Source organism: Arthrobacter sp. CAN_A214 (assembly GCF_015751955.1).
Lineage (GTDB): Bacteria > Actinomycetota > Actinomycetes > Actinomycetales > Micrococcaceae > Arthrobacter_D.
Genome location: NZ_JADOUU010000004.1, coordinates 75,983 through 91,960 on the forward strand (window position 1 = coordinate 75,983; position 15,978 = coordinate 91,960).

Here is a 15,978-nt window from a genome sequence, read left to right on the forward strand (position 1 = left end):
TTCCCCGCCGAAGTCGCGGGAAAGCGAACCGCCATAGAAGTGACGATCACGACGGACCATGGCAGATTCTTCCCGAGCGCCCTTTTCGGACCGCGGCCCGACACTGCCCGAAACGGCCCGTGACGCCGAGGCGTTCAGGCAGTCGGGGCGGAATCAACCGGAATCCGGTCAGCCCCGGTCCCTGACGCCAGGAGCTGGAGCAGCCGGGCCGCGACACTGATGGCGATCACGGCAGGAGCCTTGCCGGTGATATCCGGAAGCCCGATGGGGCAACTGATGCGCTCGACGGCGGCCTCCGGGTGCCCCTCGGCCAGCAGCCGGGAACGGAATCGGGACCATTTCGCGCTGGAGCCGATCAGGCCGACCGAGCCCAGATCGTCCCGGCGCAGCGCGGCATCGCACAGGAGGAAATCCTCGGCATGGTCGTGTGTCAGAATCAGCACGTGCGAGCCGGCCGGCAGTCCACCCAGCACCGAGTCCGGAACAGGGCTGTGGACGGGGTGGACGTCGGCGAACCCGCCGACGACGTCGGAAAGCTGTTCAGTACCCACCTGATCGGCGCGGCTGTCCACCAGGTACAGCCGGATGGGCAGCCGGGAAAGGATCCGGGCCAGCTCGTGGCCGACGTGCCCCACGCCGAACACCGCAACGGTGGGCCGGGGCAGGAACGGTTCGAGAAGGACGTCGACAACACCGCCGCAGCATTGCTTCCCGTGCCGGGTCACCGCATGCTCGTTGAGCGGGAACGTAAGGCTTTCGGGCAGAGTGCTGCGGGCGTCGAGCATTGCACGGGCCCGGTCCACCACCGTGGCCTCCAGATTGCCGCCACCGATGCTGTCCCAGGCGTCATCGGCACCGACCAGCATCTTCGCGCCGGCCTCCCTGGGAGCATGGCCGCGCACCCCGGTGACCGTGGCGAGCACCCCGGGCCGTCCGCTCGAGCGCAGAAGTTGCAGTGCCTCCAGCCAATCCATGTCAGTCCATCTCAGTGTGCCGCTGAGGGAACCTGGAGAGGCCCCGGCACCAACTGTGCGGCAGCGGTCTCTGCATCCTGTGCAGCCTGGGCGTCCCGGGCCCGCGTGATCGCCCAGTAGACAGCCTCGGGAGTGGCCGGGCTGGCGAGCTCGACCTCCCGGCCTGCGGGACCGAAGGCCGCAGCGGCCTGGCGGAGCGCTTCGCGGACACTGAAGGCCAGCATGATCGGCGGCTCGCCGACCGCCTTCGATCCGTAGACCACGCCGTCCTCGGTTGCTTTCTCGAAGAGGTGGACGTTGAACTCCTCCGGCATCTCGGAGAAGCTGGGCAGTTTGTAGGTGCTTGCCGACTGCGAGGCCAGACGTCCGCGGTGTGGTCCGTCGGAAACGTCCCAGCGCAGCTCCTCGAGGGTCAGCCAGCCGGCCCCCTGGACGAAACCGCCCTCGATCTGGCCGACGTCGATCAGAGGTGAAAGACTGTCGCCGACATCGTGCACGATATCCGTCCGCAACTGGCGATACGCGCCGGTGAACCCGTCGACCTCGACCTCGGAGACGGCCGCTCCATAGCTGAAATACTTGAACGGCTCGCCCTGCATGCGGGCACTGTCCCAGTGCAGCCCCTCGGTGCGGTAGTAGCCCGCGGCCCAGAGGGAGACCCGCTGGAAATACGCGTCACGGGCCAGATCAGCGAAGGCGATCCCCGGGTCGGAGAAACCGATCCCGGTGACGATGCCGTTGGCGAACCGGACGTCGTCGGGGTGAATGTTCAGCTTGCGTGCCGCCACCTCGGCCAGGCGGTTCCGGATCTGGTCGCAGGCGTTCTTGACCGCTCCGCCGTTGAGGTCGGCGCCCGAGCTGGCCGCGGTGGCCGAGGTGTTGGGCACTTTGTCCGTACGGGTGGGCGCCAGGCGGACGATCTCCAGAGGCACGCCGAGGGCGGTGGCGGCCACCTGGCGCATCTTCGTGTGCAGCCCCTGGCCCATCTCGGTACCGCCGTGGTTGATCAGGATGGACCCGTCCTTGTAGACGTGCACGAGCGCGCCTGCCTGGTTGAACGCGGTGAGGTTGAAGGAGATCCCGAACTTCACCGGAGTGACGGCCAGGGCCCGCCGGAGGTGCGGGTGCGTGGCGTTGAAGGTCTCGATCTCCTCCCGGCGCCGGTCGACGTCGGCGCGGTCGTGCAGTTGTTGCCAAATCGCGGAAAGCCGCTCGGCGTGCCGGACCGGCTGGCCATAGGGAGTGCTCTGCCCGGGAACGTAGAGGTTCCGCTTGCGGAGTTCGCCGGCGTCGAGGCCAAGCAGCGGGGCGCATCGCCCCAGGATGTCCTCGATCACGAACATGCCCTGCGGCCCGCCGAAACCACGGAACGCTGTCTGGGAGGTCTTGTTGGTCTTGGCGATCCGGCCGTGGACCTCCACGTTGGGGATCCAGTAGGAGTTGTCGATATGGCACAGGGCCCGGGCCAGGACCGGCTCCGACAGGTCGAGGCTCCACCCGCCATCACTGGTCAGCGTCGCCTTGAGCGCCTGGATGCGTCCCTCCTCATCGAAGCCGGCCTCCCAGCGGGCGTGGAACGGGTGCCGCTTGCCCGAGAGGGTGATGTCCTGGGTGCGGTTGAGCCGCAACCGCACCGGTCGGCCGGTCAACGTGGCTCCCAGCGCGGCGATGGCCGCGTAGCCGTGCGGCTGCATCTCCTTTCCGCCGAAGCCGCCTCCCATCCGCAGGCACTGCACCGTCACCTCGTGGCTCTGCAGACCGAGGACGTGGGCCACGATTTCCTGGGTCTCGGAAGGGTGCTGCGTGCTGCAGTGGACCAGCACCTGCCCGCCTTCATCCACGTAGACGAAGGAGGCATGGGTTTCGAGATAGAAGTGCTCCTGGCCACCGAACTCGATGTCGCCGCTGAATCGATACGCCGCAGCGGCCAGGGCGCTATCGGCGTCACCGCGGGTCAGGGTCGGCTGGTTGCCCTGGAAGCTCTCCGCCTCCATGGCTTCCGTCAGGGTCAGCAGGGACGGTAGCGGCCGGTAGCCGACCTGCACGGCCTCAGCGCCGAGGCGTGCGGCCTCGAGGGTCTCCCCCAGGACCCAGCACACTGCATGCCCGTAGAACATGACTTCGCTGGGGAAAAGCGGTTCGTCGTGCTTGATGCCGGCGTCGTTGGTTCCGGGCACGTCCGCCGCCGTCAGGATCCGGACCACTCCCGGGACCCCGAGCGCCGCTTCGGTGCTCAGCGACTCGACCAGGGCGTGCGCGTGCGGGGCCTGGACCGGCCAGGCATGCAACACGTTCTGGCTGCGGACGATGAGGTCATCGGTGTACAGCGCCTCGCCGGTGACGTGGAGGTCTGCACTTTCATGGGAGACCGGCACGCCCACCACGGGATTGACTGGTCGATCAGCGAGGGATTTCACCGGGATACCTCCAGGGTGGCGGGTTGCGTCTGCGCATGGAACCGAAGCAGGGACTGTTCGAGCATGGCCGAGCGGTAGCGGGCACTTGCCCGCAGATCATCGATCGGTGTGCCCTCCGTGGCCATAACGGCTGCGGCGGCTGCCGCGACGTCATAGGTCCACGGGTGGCCCAGCAGTGCCTGCTCGGTCCGGAGGGCACGGATGGGGGTGGCAGCTACGCCTCCCACGCCGATGCGCACCGAGGAAACGGTGTCGCCGTCGACCTGGAGTGCGAAGCCGACTGCGACACTGGAGATGTCGTCGAAGCGCCGCTTCGCGATCTTGTAGAAGGCGGTCTGCTCGGCAAGGGGCAGCGGAATCCGCACCGCCCGGAGGAGTTCACCGGGCTTCCGGACGCTCTGGCGGTATCCGGTGTAGTACTCGCTCAAGGGGACTTCCCGTTCACCGGTTCCGGAGGCCAGGACCGCGGAGGCGTTCAGCGCCAGCAGCGCCGGAGCGGAATCGCCGATCGGTGAGCCGGTGGCCAGATTGCCGCCGAAGCTCGCGGCGTTGCGGATGAGCCGGGACGCGAACTGGGGGAAGAGCTGGTCCAGCAGCGGCACCCGCCCGTCCAGGCCGCGTTCTACTTCCGAGAGGGTCAGGGCCGCGCCGATTTCGATCCGGTCGGCGCCCACCGTGAGTACCCTCAGGGGTTCTAGCCGGTCGATCGCCAGTACGAGGGAGGGCCGGGAGTGCCGAAGGTTGATCTCCACCCCCAGATCGGTGCCGCCCGACACCAGCTTGGCCTCGGGGTTCTCCCCGAGCAGCCCGAACAGGTCGTCCATGGTCTGCGGGCGGACGAACCGCGCGCCGCCGACCGTGCTGTGCGTGGAGCGGGCGGGCGGCGCCGGGCTGTCCTGGCGGCGCAGAAGCGGATCGGTTCCCTCAGGAGCGCAGAGGGCATAGGCGGCGTCGCGGATGGGGCGGTACCCGGTGCACCGGCAGAGGTTCCCGCTCAGGGCGTGCAGGTCGAAGCCGTTGGGACCGGTTTCGTGGTCGGTCGCGTGTTCCTCACCGACGGCGGCGGTTCCCGTCTGCGCCTGGCCGTCCGAGACCTCGTTGTTCGAGTTGTTCGAGTTGTTCGGCGCCTTTGTGCTGCGCTCAGGCCGGTAGTATTCCGCCGCCATCGAGCAGACGAAGCCGGGGGTGCAGTAGCCGCACTGGGAGCCTCCACGCTCCGCCATCTCCTGCTGGACCGGGTGCAGCTTCCTCACCGCGCAGGCTCCTGGCGCAGTGCCGAGCCCCTCGGCTGTCACGATTTCCTGGCCGTCGAAGGCGAGAGCAGGAGGCAGGCACGCATTGACCGAAGTCCACCGGCTGCCGTCGGACCCGTCGGGCCGGGAAACCATCACGGCGCACGCACCGCATTCTCCCTCGGCGCAGCCTTCCTTGGATCCGGTCAGTCCCTCATCCCGCAGCCAGTCGAGCAGGTTGGTGTGCACGCCGACCCCGTCGCAGCTCCGCACCTGTCCATTGACCGTTACCTGAATCCGTTCCATGCTGCACGCTCCTCAACGTTCCATCTGCATCTAACTCTTGAACTGTTCACCGGTGAACCGTCAAGCCTTGAACCGTCAGACTTTCGAACCGCCGTCGGGCGGGACCGACCGGCCCCGCCCACCGCTGCGGCTATGCCTACGTGTTCCGTCCTATTTGGCCGGCCGGGCCGTCCGACGACTCGCTCGAGGCGCAGATCCTGCGTATCTCGTCAGTATGGCTGATCTCGCCCCTCTGGATCTTCTCCTCGACGAGGACATACTGCGCGGCGTTGACCACGGGGACCTCGGTGCCGTCGGCATCTATCAGCTTGCCGCCGTCGTAGTGGTCGCCGTCGCGGAAAGCCTTGAGCTCCTCCGCGCGCACCATCCGCGGCGGGCTCGCCGCGAACACCGATTGCTGGCTCGAATTCCCCGCCTTCAGGTGGTTGAACAGCAGGTTCAGGAGGACGGCCATGATGGCGGCCGAGCTGATACCCGAGTGGAAGATGATACCGAACCAGGTGGGGAACTCGTCGTAGAAGGTCGGCGAAACCACGGGGATCATGCCGAATCCGAGTGAGACAGCCACGATGATGAGATTCATGTTGTCCTTGTAATCGACCTTGGCGAGTGTCCGTATTCCGCTCGCTGCAACAGTGCCGAAGAGCACGACGCCGGCACCGCCGAGCACCGGGGTCGGCACTGCAGCGACGATGCGGGCCAGCAGGGGCAACAGGCCAAGGACCAGCATGATGACGCCTCCGGCGGTGACCACGAAGCGGCTCCGGACTCCGGTGATCGCCACCAGGCCCACGTTCTGGGCGAATGCGGTCTGCGTGAACGAGTTGAAAAGGGGTGCAATGGCGCTGGAGAGCATGTCGGCCCGGAGTCCGTCGGCAATGCGGCGGGAATCGACTTTCGTCTTGGCGATCTCTCCCACAGCCAGGATGTCAGCAGTGGTTTCAGTCATGGTCACGAGGACCACGATGACCATCGAAATGATGGCCGCAGCTTGGAAGGTCGGCCATCCGAAGGCAAGCGGCTGGGGAAAGGCGATGATGTCCCCCTCCAGAACCCCCGAGAAATCCGCAATGCCGAGGACCGCGGCGATGACCGCCCCACCGACGATCGCCAGCAGGATCGAGAGACGTGAGATGGCCGAGTTGCCGAGCTTGCTCAGCAGGAGGACCAATGCCAGGGTGGCTGCGGCAAGGCCGATGTTCGAGAGCGACCCATAGTTGTCCGCGCTGGGGTTGCCTCCCATGGCCCAGTTCGCCGCAACCGGCAGCAGCGTCAGTCCAATGGTGGTGATGACGATGCCGGTGACGACAGGCGGGAAGAAGTGGATGATCCGCGCGAAGAACGGGGCGATGATGAGGCCGATCACTGACGCCACCAGTACAGCGCCGAACACCGACTGAATTCCGCCGCCTCCCTCGAGGATCGCGATCATGGTTGCCACTCCGGCGAAGGACACTCCCTGGACCAGCGGCAGCTGGGAGCCGAAGAAGGGGACGCCGTAGCTTTGGAGGATCGTCGCTGCCCCGCCGATGAAGAGGCAGGAGGCGATGAGCAGGGCGATCTCGTCCTGACCCAGCCCGGCCGCGGAACCGACGATCAACGGAACCGCGATGATTCCGCCGTACATGGTGAGGACATGCTGCAGTCCGTAGGTGAAGGACCGGCCGAGCGGCAACCGTTCATCTTCGGGTCGCTGTGGAACGGCCTTCTTGTTTCTGGCCTTCAGTGCTTTCATAGCTGACTTCCCTGTCTGGGTATCTGATCCTGCGGTGTCTGATCCTGCGGTGTCTGATCCTGCATGCCGGGCCGTCGTCGAGTGCTGGGCGGGCCTGTCCGGTGGGGAGCCAGGAACGGCTCAGCAGAATCCGGGGGTATTGGCCCAGACCGCTGATTCCTTCGTTGCGCCTTCGCGCTCGACCGTTGCTTCGATGAGGCCGTAGGGACGGTCCGCGGCGAAGAAGACTTCGTTGGGATTGTCCAGTCCAAAGGGTGAGAGGTCCACCAGGAAGTGGTGCTTGTTCGGCAGGGACATCCTCACTTCCTCGATCTCGGGGTGCGCCTCCAGGACCTTTTTGCCCATCTGGAACATGGTCTGCTGCAGGGCAAGTGAGTGCGTCTGCGCAAACGCGTCCAGGAGGATCCCCCGGACGCTTGCGTAGGCCGCATTGAAATCGACGTCGACGGTGTTGTACCTCCACTTGGCGGTGACGTCGGTGGCGAGGATTCGATCCGTTGTTTCGGCGAGCGTGGTGTACCGGTCCCGGGGGAAGCCATGAAATTCTGATCCGGTGGATTTCAGGACCGTGAGGTCCTGGATGCCTGCCACGAGGTGCTGCTGTACTCCGTCGACGAGCAACACGGCGGTCCTGGTTTCGGACTTGTTGCGGGAGAAGGCGTGGTCGTGGTCGTTGATCCGGTCCCAACCGTACTGTTCCGCTGCCCAACGTCCGCCGGTGACCCAGTCGAAGCTTTCCGTGAAGTGGGCGCCGAGCCGCAGGAGGAAGGCCTCGGGCGATCCGACCCCTTCCTTTGCAAGTGCGTACACGGTGTTCTTCTGGGTGTCAGTTGCAACGACCTTCGAGTTGTCGCCCTCGGTGTGGGCGGACTCGAAATCGCCGTGCAGCTGTGAAGTGATGTTGAGGTCCTCGATGGCGTGGCGGTCGGTGTCCCTCGTGACCTTGACGAGGCGGACTTCGGCCTTTCCATACTGGTTCCGGCCAAGGACGATGCGCCCCGCGGCAGCGGAAACAGGTTCGGGCGCGTGGCTCGAGTTCTCTTGCGTCGTTGCAGTCATGATCAGCTTCCTCGATAGGTTGAATAAGCGAACGGGCTCAGGAGTAGTGGTACGTGGTAATGCTCGGTAGGGCTTGAAACGGTGAAGGTCAGCGTTACCTCAGGGAAGAAGGTTTCGGTTCCGGTGCTGCTGAAGTACTCACCGGTTCCGAAACTGATCCGGTAAATCCCGGGTTCCAACCGGTCCGGCCCGAGGTCCCGGATACGGCCGTCGACATCAGTGGTCCCGTCGGCGATGGCTTCCCAGCCCTTTCCGGATCTCAGGGACAACAGTGCGGTGACGCCCCGGGCGGGGCGCCCTGTGCCGGTGTCGAGGACGTGGGTGGTGACATGGCTTGTCATGGTCGAAGGAGTCCTTCCAAACGGATGAGCGCGATTTCCCTGAGCTGTTCTGCAACCACGTGCAGTTCCTGGTCGGGAGTGTTCTTCAGGCGGAGCCGAAGGCTGGTGAGTATCTCCTCGGCACTGCGCCCTGCAGCGCGGATGAGGAAGACCCTGCCGAATCTGTCTTCATACTCCCGGTTGCCGGCAAGCAGCTGCTCCGCCGTATCGGCTGAGGTGTCGACGCCGGATTGCTCCCGTCGGGACATGTCCGCTTCCGGCGATGAGCCAGCCGGCCGTTCGCCGATGCGGGGATGATGTTGCAGCGCCCTGTCCAGCTCCGCCTCGGTCCAGCCGGGCGCCGCCGTGGCGGCGAAGGACACAAGGTCCGCGGTTGAGGCGAATGATCGTGCCGCCACGATCTCCTCGACCCATCGGGGTACATCGACACACGGGGTGAGGGCAGCCGTGGCTGCTGAGGGAGAGGCGGAATTGAAGTCGTTCAGATGCATGGCGGGTGTCAGCTTTCATCGTCTTCCACTGCAGCGCTGAACACCCTTGACCATCGACGGATCGACTTGATTCGATGTTTCTGCAGTGCGGAATACCTATTTCACGAGAAAGTGTAACCCCTGTCACGCCGGGTATGTCAACTACTGAGTTCCAACGCCCGATCCGGTCCCGACGGGCATTGACCGCTTGAGTGGCCAACCCTATAATTCCACCTATCGTAAGAAGAATTACACCATACGGAATAAAGGTGGCCCAGAACCATGGAGAGCCCGAAAAACCAGCCCTTGGCACCAACAGCCCCTGAGGCGGCTTCGCTCTATGTGGCGGGCGGCTCGGACCCCGATTTCTTTCTTCCTCCTCCCGGGGACCGGCGGTCCCCAGCGGAAGTGCTGCAGCGGTTACTCGCCGGAAGAATTCACCGCGGGCGCCAGAACTGACGCCCTCCCGAAGGCGGGCCGGGGCTAGCAGGCCAGCACACCCATATCCTGCACCAGGAAAGGGCTACGAAAAAGGTAACGGGGTAGCAGCAGTGCCCGCTTTCCGTGGGTGGGGCGGGCAAGTCACGCTTCCGCCGTAGGCGAGCCGGCTGCCGGAATCGTACTCAATGCACTCCGTTGGTCCTGACAGTTGTGCACTTCACCGCATGGAGCCGCCCGCCCATTGACCACTCCTTCCCGCAGAAGTGATAGTAATCCAATCAGCAAAAGTATTCTTTCGCATCGCGAGAGAATAACGAGCGCCGAGGTTTACAGCCGACAATTTCCGCATAACGAAGGAGTTTTGTGAGATGACCGTCCAAACCCGCTCAACCGCCCCGGTTCTCGAGGGCGCACCGAACGCATCCATCCTGGAGGCCGACCGGTTGAACGCGAGTACCGACCGGTCGGGCTACGTCTCCGCCTCAGTACCCGACGGCGTCGTGTTCGCCGAATCAGCAGAAGACGTCGTCACGACCATGCGCCTCGCCGCCGCCCACCGCACACCGATCGTGACCCGCGGAGCAGGAACCGGTCTTGCTGCAGGATCATCGGCAAGATCAGGTGAAGTAGTCCTCGATCTCTCCCGGATGAACAGCATCCTCCGGATCGACCCGGTGGAACAACTCGCCGTGGTCCAGCCGGGAGTTCTCAACGCCGAACTCAACGCCGCCGCAGCGGAATACGGTCTTTTCTACGCTCCCGACCCGGCCAGCACCGCCATCTGCTCGATCGGCGGCAACATCGCGACCAACGCCGGGGGAATGCGGTGCGCGAAGTATGGCGTCACGCGGGAGGCGGTGCTGGCCCTCCAGGTGGTCCTCGCGGACGGCAGGGAGCTGAGGACGGGCCGTGAAACCCTTAAAGGGGTCACCGGCTACGACCTCAACGCGCTGATCACCGGATCCGAGGGAACGCTTGGAGTGGTGGTTGAAGCAACACTCCGGCTCCGTCCACTCCCGGTCGCCACGGCAACAGTTGCGGCATTCTTTCCGGACTTCGCTTCTGCCGCGGCCGCAGCGTCGGCGGTCATTGCCGCGCGCATCCAGCCGTCGCTGCTGGAACTGATCGACGGGCAAACCCTGGAGGCCGTGGACATGGCACTCGGTACCGACTATCGAAGCCGTGGTGGGGCGTTCCTCCTCGCCCAGACCGACGGCTACGGAGCCTACCTCGAGCAGGACGTCCTCATTGAAGCCATTCGGCCCTTTGCCTCCTCCCATGAAAAAGCCGCAGACGCTGACGAGGCGGACCGTCTGGTCCTGGCCCGCCGCGAGGCGATACCTTCCCTTGAGAAGTTGGGCCGGGTATCCATCGGCGATATCGGGGTGCCGCGCGGACGGTTGGCGGAAGTGGCCGTGGGCCTGGACGACATTTCAGCAAGGACCGGCGTGAAAATCTTTACCGTGGCCCATGCATCGGACGGCAACCTGCACCCGATGATTGTTCTGGATGAGGCGGATTCGGTGACGGAGGGACCTGCGAAGGTGGCCCTGGGTGAGATGTTCCACCTCGCGAAAAGTCTTGGTGGAACGCTCACCGGGGAACACGGCGTCGGGCTTCTGAAGCGTGACTGGCTTCTCCCCGAGTTGGGCGAGGTCTCGATGGACGTGCATCGAATTCTCAAGGACGCGCTCGATCCCGCTGGAATCCTGAACCCGGGCAAAGCCATCTGACGATACCCCGCTTCCACGAAAAGGACGGTAGCCCGCGCGATGCGGGCTACCGTCCTTTTGGATGTGGGTGCTAAACGGAGTCCTTCTCCACTTCCCGCTCCGGGACAGCCGGTTTCTGGCGCACCATCCAGCGTGCAAGCAAGGCCAGCACCGCAACCAGGACCACCAGCATCATGGTGCCGAGGTTCAGGCCGATGCCGTGGATGAAGACGAAGGCCACCGCTCCGGCAGTGAATGAGTAGTAGATGGTGACGAGGACGGTCTTCCGCAGGAGGTCCCCCTCCCGGCCCAGCAGACCGACCGTGGCAGCCGCGGCGACGATGTTGTGGATCGCCACGGGGTTTCCGCCTGCACCACCGACGGCCTGTGCGGCCACGACCTGCTCGGGGGGCACACCGATCGCATTGCCGGTGGAGAACTGGAACTGGGCGAAGGTGAGGTTCGAGACGGTATTGGAACCCGCAACGAATGCTCCCAGCGCGCCGATCCAGGGAGCGATCACGGGCCAGGATCCGCCGGTCAGCGCCGCGGCACCCTCAGCGAGGGTCACCGGCATGCTGGAAAGTCCCGAGGCGTTGAGTTCGGGGCCGGACTGGATCAGTACCCGCACCAGGGGTACGGCGAAGAGCAGGGCGACGGCGGTGCCTGCCAGTTGCCTCGCCGAGATCTTGACCGTCTCGGCGATCTGCCCACCGTTCATCCGGTGCAGCAGGTATGCGAAGAGAGCGGCAATGATCATCAGGAAGGCCGGCGAGTAGAAGGGCTGCACCGTTGTGGTGATCCCTGATCCGAGGATGTTCTCGAAAGGAATGGCAATGCCGGTGAGGTAGGTCTTCAGCGACGGGATCACGCGCGTCGCAACGAGCAGTGTCGCCATCAGGACGTAGGGTGCCCACGCACGGACAAGGCTCATGTGGGTGGAGACGTCCGTCGCCCTGCTTGGCTCGATGGTGCCCATCCAGCGGTCGGACCACGAGGACCGGGGGCCGAAATCGAAAGTGTCCTTCGGCATGAGGAAGCCGCGGCTCGAGGTGAACATCACCACCATGAGGCCGATCAGCCCTCCGAAGAGCGACGGGAACTCGGGGCCGAGGAAACGTGCCACGAGGACGTACGGGATGGTCATCGCGACCGACGAGTACAGCGCGAAGGGCCAGATCGCGAGACCGTCGCGAAATCGGCGCTCCGGCCCGAAGAACCCGGTCAGCATGCAGACCAGGATCAACGGAATGAGCAGGCCGACGATCGCATGGATCGCCGCCACCTGGAAACCGATGGAGGCGACGAACTCGGGCATGGTCAGTCCGAGGACGGAGATCCGTTCCGCGACTGCGGGATCTCCTCCCAGTCCGTTGCCGACGCCGACGATGATCGGAGTGCCCACCGCGCCGAAACTCACCGGCGTGCTCTGGATGATCAGGCCCACCATCACGGCCGCCATTGCTGGAAAACCCATGGCCAGCAACAGCGGCGCGACGACGGCGGCAGGAGTCCCGAACCCTGAGGCTCCCTCGATGAAGGAACCGAAAAGCCAGCCGATGATGATCGCCTGTACGCGCCGGTCCGCGGAGATGTTGTCGAAACCGGCGCGGATGGTCGACATCGCGCCGCCGATAGTGAGGGTCGAAAGGAGCAACAGGGCCCCGAACACGATGTAGAGCAGTGTCGCGGCGGTGATCAGGCCTTCGAGCGAGGCCGCGATGATCCCCGTGAAGTCCATCTGCCAGACGAACAACGCAACGACCACTGCGAGAACGTAGCCGACGGGCATCGCGTATTTGGCGGGCCATCGAAACCCGGCGAGTAGTACACCGACAATGAGGATGGGAGCCAACGCCAAAAGACTAAGTACTGCTAGATTGTCCACGATCTGGTCCTCTCTGACCATATTTCGCATTGTGGAATGTACTTTTTACCTAGTGGACGGAGCCTAGGGTGGCGCGGACGGCGCGGTCAATGGTTCTCAGCGGGGATTGCGAGGTCTGCTCGTTTTTGCGGTGAACGGTCGGCCCAGCCGCTCCCCCAGTGGGGCGGGTGACAGCCGCCATGCATTCTCGCATCCCGTCTGGTGCTCAATAATAGAATCGGCCGTGCTACTATCGAACTTTTCCTGGGTTGCGTTGTTCTCCGCCGTCTTCTCGATGGCTGCTACTCCCGACGACGCCTGACCCGGGAACCCGCAGGAGAGGTAGCCATGCCAGCACAGGAACCCCGGCCCGCGGCCTCTTCGCAGACGTTGTCGCGCGGCATCCAGATGCTCGAACTCCTGGCACGGCAGACCGCCCCGACGACCATTGCATCGGCCGCCGCCCAGTTGGGGGTCCACCGCTCCATCGCCTACCGCATCCTCAGGACCCTCGAGGACCATGACCTCGTGGAGCGCGATGCATCCGGGTTCCTGAGGCTCGGGGCAGGGCTGGCTGCACTCGCCCAGAATGTCGCGAAGGAACTGCAGACGGCAGCCCTTCCCGAGCTGAACGGCATTGCCAATGAACTCGGCATGACGGCCTTTCTCGTCGTCCTCGAGAAGGCCACGTGCATCACCCTGCAGAGTGCCGAACCACGCGACGGCATGGCCAACGTTGCACGAAAGCCGGGCTCGCGGCACCAGCTCGACGTCGGTGCACCCGGCATCGCCATCCAGTCGGCACTGGACGACGCCGACCGCGAACTACTGCTGCCCGGCGTCCCGCTGCGGTCCGAGGTGCTCGTGGCCCGAGCCCGCGGGTATGCCACAAGCCGTAATGAAGTCATCGAGGGACTCGCGGGCGTCTCGGTGCCACTGAGGATTCCGGGCCAACGTCCCGGTGCACTTGCGGTGGTGTATATTTCCAGCGCTTTTCCCGAAGACGCCATCGCCACGAGACTCCGCGAGGGAGCGGCGGCTATTTCGGCGCAGCTCGGGTAGCGGACCGAAAGCCGCGCGCGCTCCAGCGGGATGATCGTCGTCGGATCAGCGCTCCAGCCGGAAACCGATTTTCATGGTGACCTGCCAGTCCGCCACCTGGCCATTTTCCAGGTGGCCCCGTATCTCCTTGACCTCGAACCAGTCGAGGTTACGCAGGGTTCTGGATGCTTCGGCGATCCCGTTGCGAACCGCCGCGTCCACACCTTCATCCGACGTGCCGACGATTTCGGAAATGCTGTAGGTGTGATTGGACAACTTCGCTCCTCGTGATCGCCGTGCTTCCCGGTTGCGGGTCGTCAGGAAAGACTAGTCCCGCTTTCCCCCGGCGTGCCAGCATTCGCCCGCCGACATAACACCAGCTTTCTCCGCCTTCTTCTGCCCCCTTCTCCCGGCTGATGAAATGCTGCCGCGGTCCTAACCGATCAGTCTTTCGAGCAATTCGTCAAGCCGCTCATTCCCCTCGTTCACTCCGGACTCCATTCCGCTCGCCGCCATGCCGTCGCGTGCCTCGACCGAGGGGTAGACGGCATGGGCTGAACAGCGCGTGCGACCGTTGCCCAGGTCCTCGAAGTTCATGGTCTCGATGCTGACCTGCCCGGGCGCCCCGGCGAACTCGAAGGTCTGGATGATGCATTCCGGCTCCTGCACCGAGTGGAAGACACCACGGAAGGCGTAGGGCGTGCCGTCGTCGTCGCGGTGGATATAGGACCACGAACCGCCGTCGCGCGCGTCGTAGTCCCCCAGCTCCATGACCAGGCGCCGTGGCCCGAGCCACTGCACCACGAGTTCCGGGTCGGTGTAGGCGCGGAAGACCAACTTCCGCGGAGCATCGTACTCGCGGACCATATCGATGAAGGGCAGTCCTGGTTGGGACGTAATGGTGGTGGGATTGCTCATGATTCCTTCTCCTTGAGAATTTCGAGAACGGCGTCGAGGCGTCGGAATTGCTGCTCGGCGATCAGTCGCTGCTTGTCGATCCAGCCGGTCACTGCCTCGAGCGCCACAGGGTCGAGGTGGCACGGACGGCGCTGGCCGTTCCGGGTACGCGTGATCAGGCCCGCCTGCTCCAGGACCTGGATGTGTTTCGACACGGCCTGCTTGGTGATGGGAAAGGGCTCGGCGAGCTCGTTCACCGTCGCGGGGCTGCGGGACAGCCGGGCGATCAGCGCTCTCCGGACGGGGTCGGCGAGCGCAGCGAATGCGGCATTGAGTTGTTCTTCCGTGCACTCCGATACCGCCATCATCAACCCCTTGTTTGATAAACCTTTCGGTTGATCATCTAATCCTAGATCCGAGCGACATTCCGGTCAAGAGGGTCATGGACGGAACGCTCGACCGGACGATCCTGCCGATGTCAAAGCCTGCCGGTCCCTTCTCCGGAGAGGTGCCGCGGAACTAGCGTTGAATCATCGGGTCCGCAGCGGCGCCAGGAGCGCTTCAAGGGCAACAGGATTCTACTGAAGGAGTTCGTAGGCATGAGTCAGCCGAAACAGCAGCAGGGAGTCCCCGGGATCCAGGCCCGGATGGATCCCGTTCCGGACTGCGGTGAACTGACCTACCGCGGCATGGGAAAGCTCGACGGCAAGGCAGCGGTCATCACCGGCGGCGACAGCGGAATCGGGCGCGCCGTGGCGATCGCCTTCGCGCGGGAGGGCGCCGACGTCCTGATCTCCTACCTGAACGAGGACGAGGACGCCAAGGAGACCGCCCGGTATGTCGAGGAAGCAGGACGGCGGGCAGTCCTGCTTCCTGGCGACCTCTCCACGGCGGAGCACTGCCGCGCCATCATCGACCGCGCAGTGCAGGAGTTCGGCAAGGTCGACGTCCTGGTGAGCAATGCCGCCTACCAGATGAACCACGAGTCCCTGGATGAGATCTCGGACGAGGAATGGGATTACACGTTCAAGGTGAATGTCGGGGCCATGTTCCACCTGGTGAAGGCCGCAGTGCCGCACATGGCACCGGGATCCTCGATCATCGGCAGTTCCTCGGTGAACTCCGACATGCCCAGTCCCACGCTCGCTCCCTACGCTGCCACCAAGGCCGCGATCGCCAATTTCTCGGCGAGCCTCGCGCAGCTGCTCGGCGAGAAGGGGATCCGAGTGAACAGCGTGGCTCCGGGTCCCATCTGGACGCCCTTGATACCGGCCACCATGCCCGAGGAGAAGGTGGAATCGTTCGGCGACGACGTTCCCCTGGGCAGGGCCGGCCAGCCCGCCGAACTCGCGCCCACGTACGTCCTGCTCGCCTCGGACGACGGCAGTTACATCTCGGGATCGCGCATCGCCGTCACCGGCGGTCGGCCCATCCTGTAGGCCGCCGATCCGAGGAATGCGCCCGGCGGGCTGCTTTTCCGCCGGGT

The 15,978-nt window shown here is 64.7% G+C and carries 14 protein-coding genes; 3 read left to right on the forward strand and 11 right to left on the reverse strand.

Features of this window, described 5'->3' with window-relative positions:
* Positions 1 to 134 precede the first annotated feature (134 nt).
* The 7 genes from xdhC to uraD form a co-directional block, all read right to left on the reverse strand.
* Entirely contained in the window at positions 135 to 974 is an 840-nt protein-coding gene (gene xdhC, locus IWX65_RS05460; RefSeq protein WP_196881439.1) for a xanthine dehydrogenase accessory protein XdhC, read from the reverse strand.
* 11 nt (positions 975 to 985) lie between these two features.
* On the reverse strand, positions 986 to 3,391 hold the full coding sequence (xdhB, locus tag IWX65_RS05465) for a xanthine dehydrogenase molybdopterin binding subunit (protein ID WP_196881440.1): 2,406 nt from the start codon (positions 3,389 to 3,391) through the stop codon (positions 986 to 988).
* A complete protein-coding gene (locus IWX65_RS05470) occupies positions 3,388 to 4,929 on the reverse strand; it encodes a xanthine dehydrogenase small subunit (RefSeq protein WP_196881441.1) in 1,542 nt (513 codons plus the stop codon). The genes xdhB and IWX65_RS05470 overlap by 4 nt, the downstream gene beginning before the upstream one ends.
* Before the next feature lie 136 nt (positions 4,930 to 5,065).
* Positions 5,066 to 6,664, reverse strand: coding sequence for a nucleobase:cation symporter-2 family protein (locus IWX65_RS05475; protein WP_196881442.1), 1,599 nt, complete (start codon positions 6,662 to 6,664; stop codon positions 5,066 to 5,068).
* Positions 6,665 to 6,784: 120 nt separating this feature from the next.
* A complete protein-coding gene (gene pucL / locus IWX65_RS05480; RefSeq protein ID WP_196881443.1) occupies positions 6,785 to 7,723 on the reverse strand; it encodes a factor-independent urate hydroxylase in 939 nt (312 codons plus the stop codon).
* Between the two features lie 2 nt (positions 7,724 to 7,725).
* Positions 7,726 to 8,064: a hydroxyisourate hydrolase gene (gene uraH / locus IWX65_RS05485; RefSeq protein WP_196881444.1), complete on the reverse strand. Its 339-nt coding sequence runs from the start codon at positions 8,062 to 8,064 to the stop codon at positions 7,726 to 7,728.
* The gene (uraD, locus tag IWX65_RS05490) at positions 8,061 to 8,555 is read right to left on the reverse strand and encodes a 2-oxo-4-hydroxy-4-carboxy-5-ureidoimidazoline decarboxylase (protein ID WP_196881445.1); all 495 of its coding nucleotides are present in this window, start codon (positions 8,553 to 8,555) and stop codon (positions 8,061 to 8,063) included. The genes uraH and uraD overlap by 4 nt, the downstream gene beginning before the upstream one ends.
* Before the next feature lie 788 nt (positions 8,556 to 9,343).
* Between uraD and IWX65_RS05495 the strand changes: the two genes are divergently transcribed.
* Complete coding sequence (locus IWX65_RS05495; RefSeq protein WP_196881446.1) at positions 9,344 to 10,708, forward strand: FAD-binding oxidoreductase; 1,365 nt, start codon at positions 9,344 to 9,346, stop codon at positions 10,706 to 10,708.
* 70 nt (positions 10,709 to 10,778) lie between these two features.
* On the opposite strand, the gene IWX65_RS05500 is transcribed toward IWX65_RS05495, so the two are convergent.
* Positions 10,779 to 12,575, reverse strand: a complete 1,797-nt coding sequence (locus IWX65_RS05500; RefSeq protein WP_196881447.1) for an L-lactate permease — start codon at positions 12,573 to 12,575, stop codon at positions 10,779 to 10,781.
* Positions 12,576 to 12,902: 327 nt separating this feature from the next.
* Here IWX65_RS05500 and IWX65_RS05505 point away from each other — a divergent pair, with 327 nt between their 5' ends.
* Positions 12,903 to 13,616 carry an IclR family transcriptional regulator gene (locus IWX65_RS05505; protein WP_196881448.1) on the forward strand — a complete coding sequence of 238 codons (714 nt, stop codon included), beginning with the start codon at positions 12,903 to 12,905 and terminating at the stop codon, positions 13,614 to 13,616.
* A gap of 45 nt (positions 13,617 to 13,661) precedes the next feature.
* Here IWX65_RS05505 and IWX65_RS05510 read toward each other — a convergent pair whose 3' ends face one another.
* The 3 genes from IWX65_RS05510 to IWX65_RS05520 form a co-directional block, all read right to left on the reverse strand.
* Positions 13,662 to 13,871 carry a dodecin gene (locus IWX65_RS05510; RefSeq protein WP_196881449.1) on the reverse strand — a complete coding sequence of 70 codons (210 nt, stop codon included), beginning with the start codon at positions 13,869 to 13,871 and terminating at the stop codon, positions 13,662 to 13,664.
* Between the two features lie 159 nt (positions 13,872 to 14,030).
* Entirely contained in the window at positions 14,031 to 14,513 is a 483-nt protein-coding gene (locus IWX65_RS05515; protein ID WP_196881450.1) for an SRPBCC family protein, read from the reverse strand.
* The gene (locus tag IWX65_RS05520) at positions 14,510 to 14,860 is read right to left on the reverse strand and encodes an ArsR/SmtB family transcription factor (RefSeq protein WP_442859165.1); all 351 of its coding nucleotides are present in this window, start codon (positions 14,858 to 14,860) and stop codon (positions 14,510 to 14,512) included. The genes IWX65_RS05515 and IWX65_RS05520 overlap by 4 nt, the downstream gene beginning before the upstream one ends.
* A gap of 231 nt (positions 14,861 to 15,091) precedes the next feature.
* Here IWX65_RS05520 and IWX65_RS05525 point away from each other — a divergent pair, with 231 nt between their 5' ends.
* Positions 15,092 to 15,931: an SDR family oxidoreductase gene (locus IWX65_RS05525; protein WP_196881451.1), complete on the forward strand. Its 840-nt coding sequence runs from the start codon at positions 15,092 to 15,094 to the stop codon at positions 15,929 to 15,931.
* Positions 15,932 to 15,978: the final 47 nt, after the last annotated feature.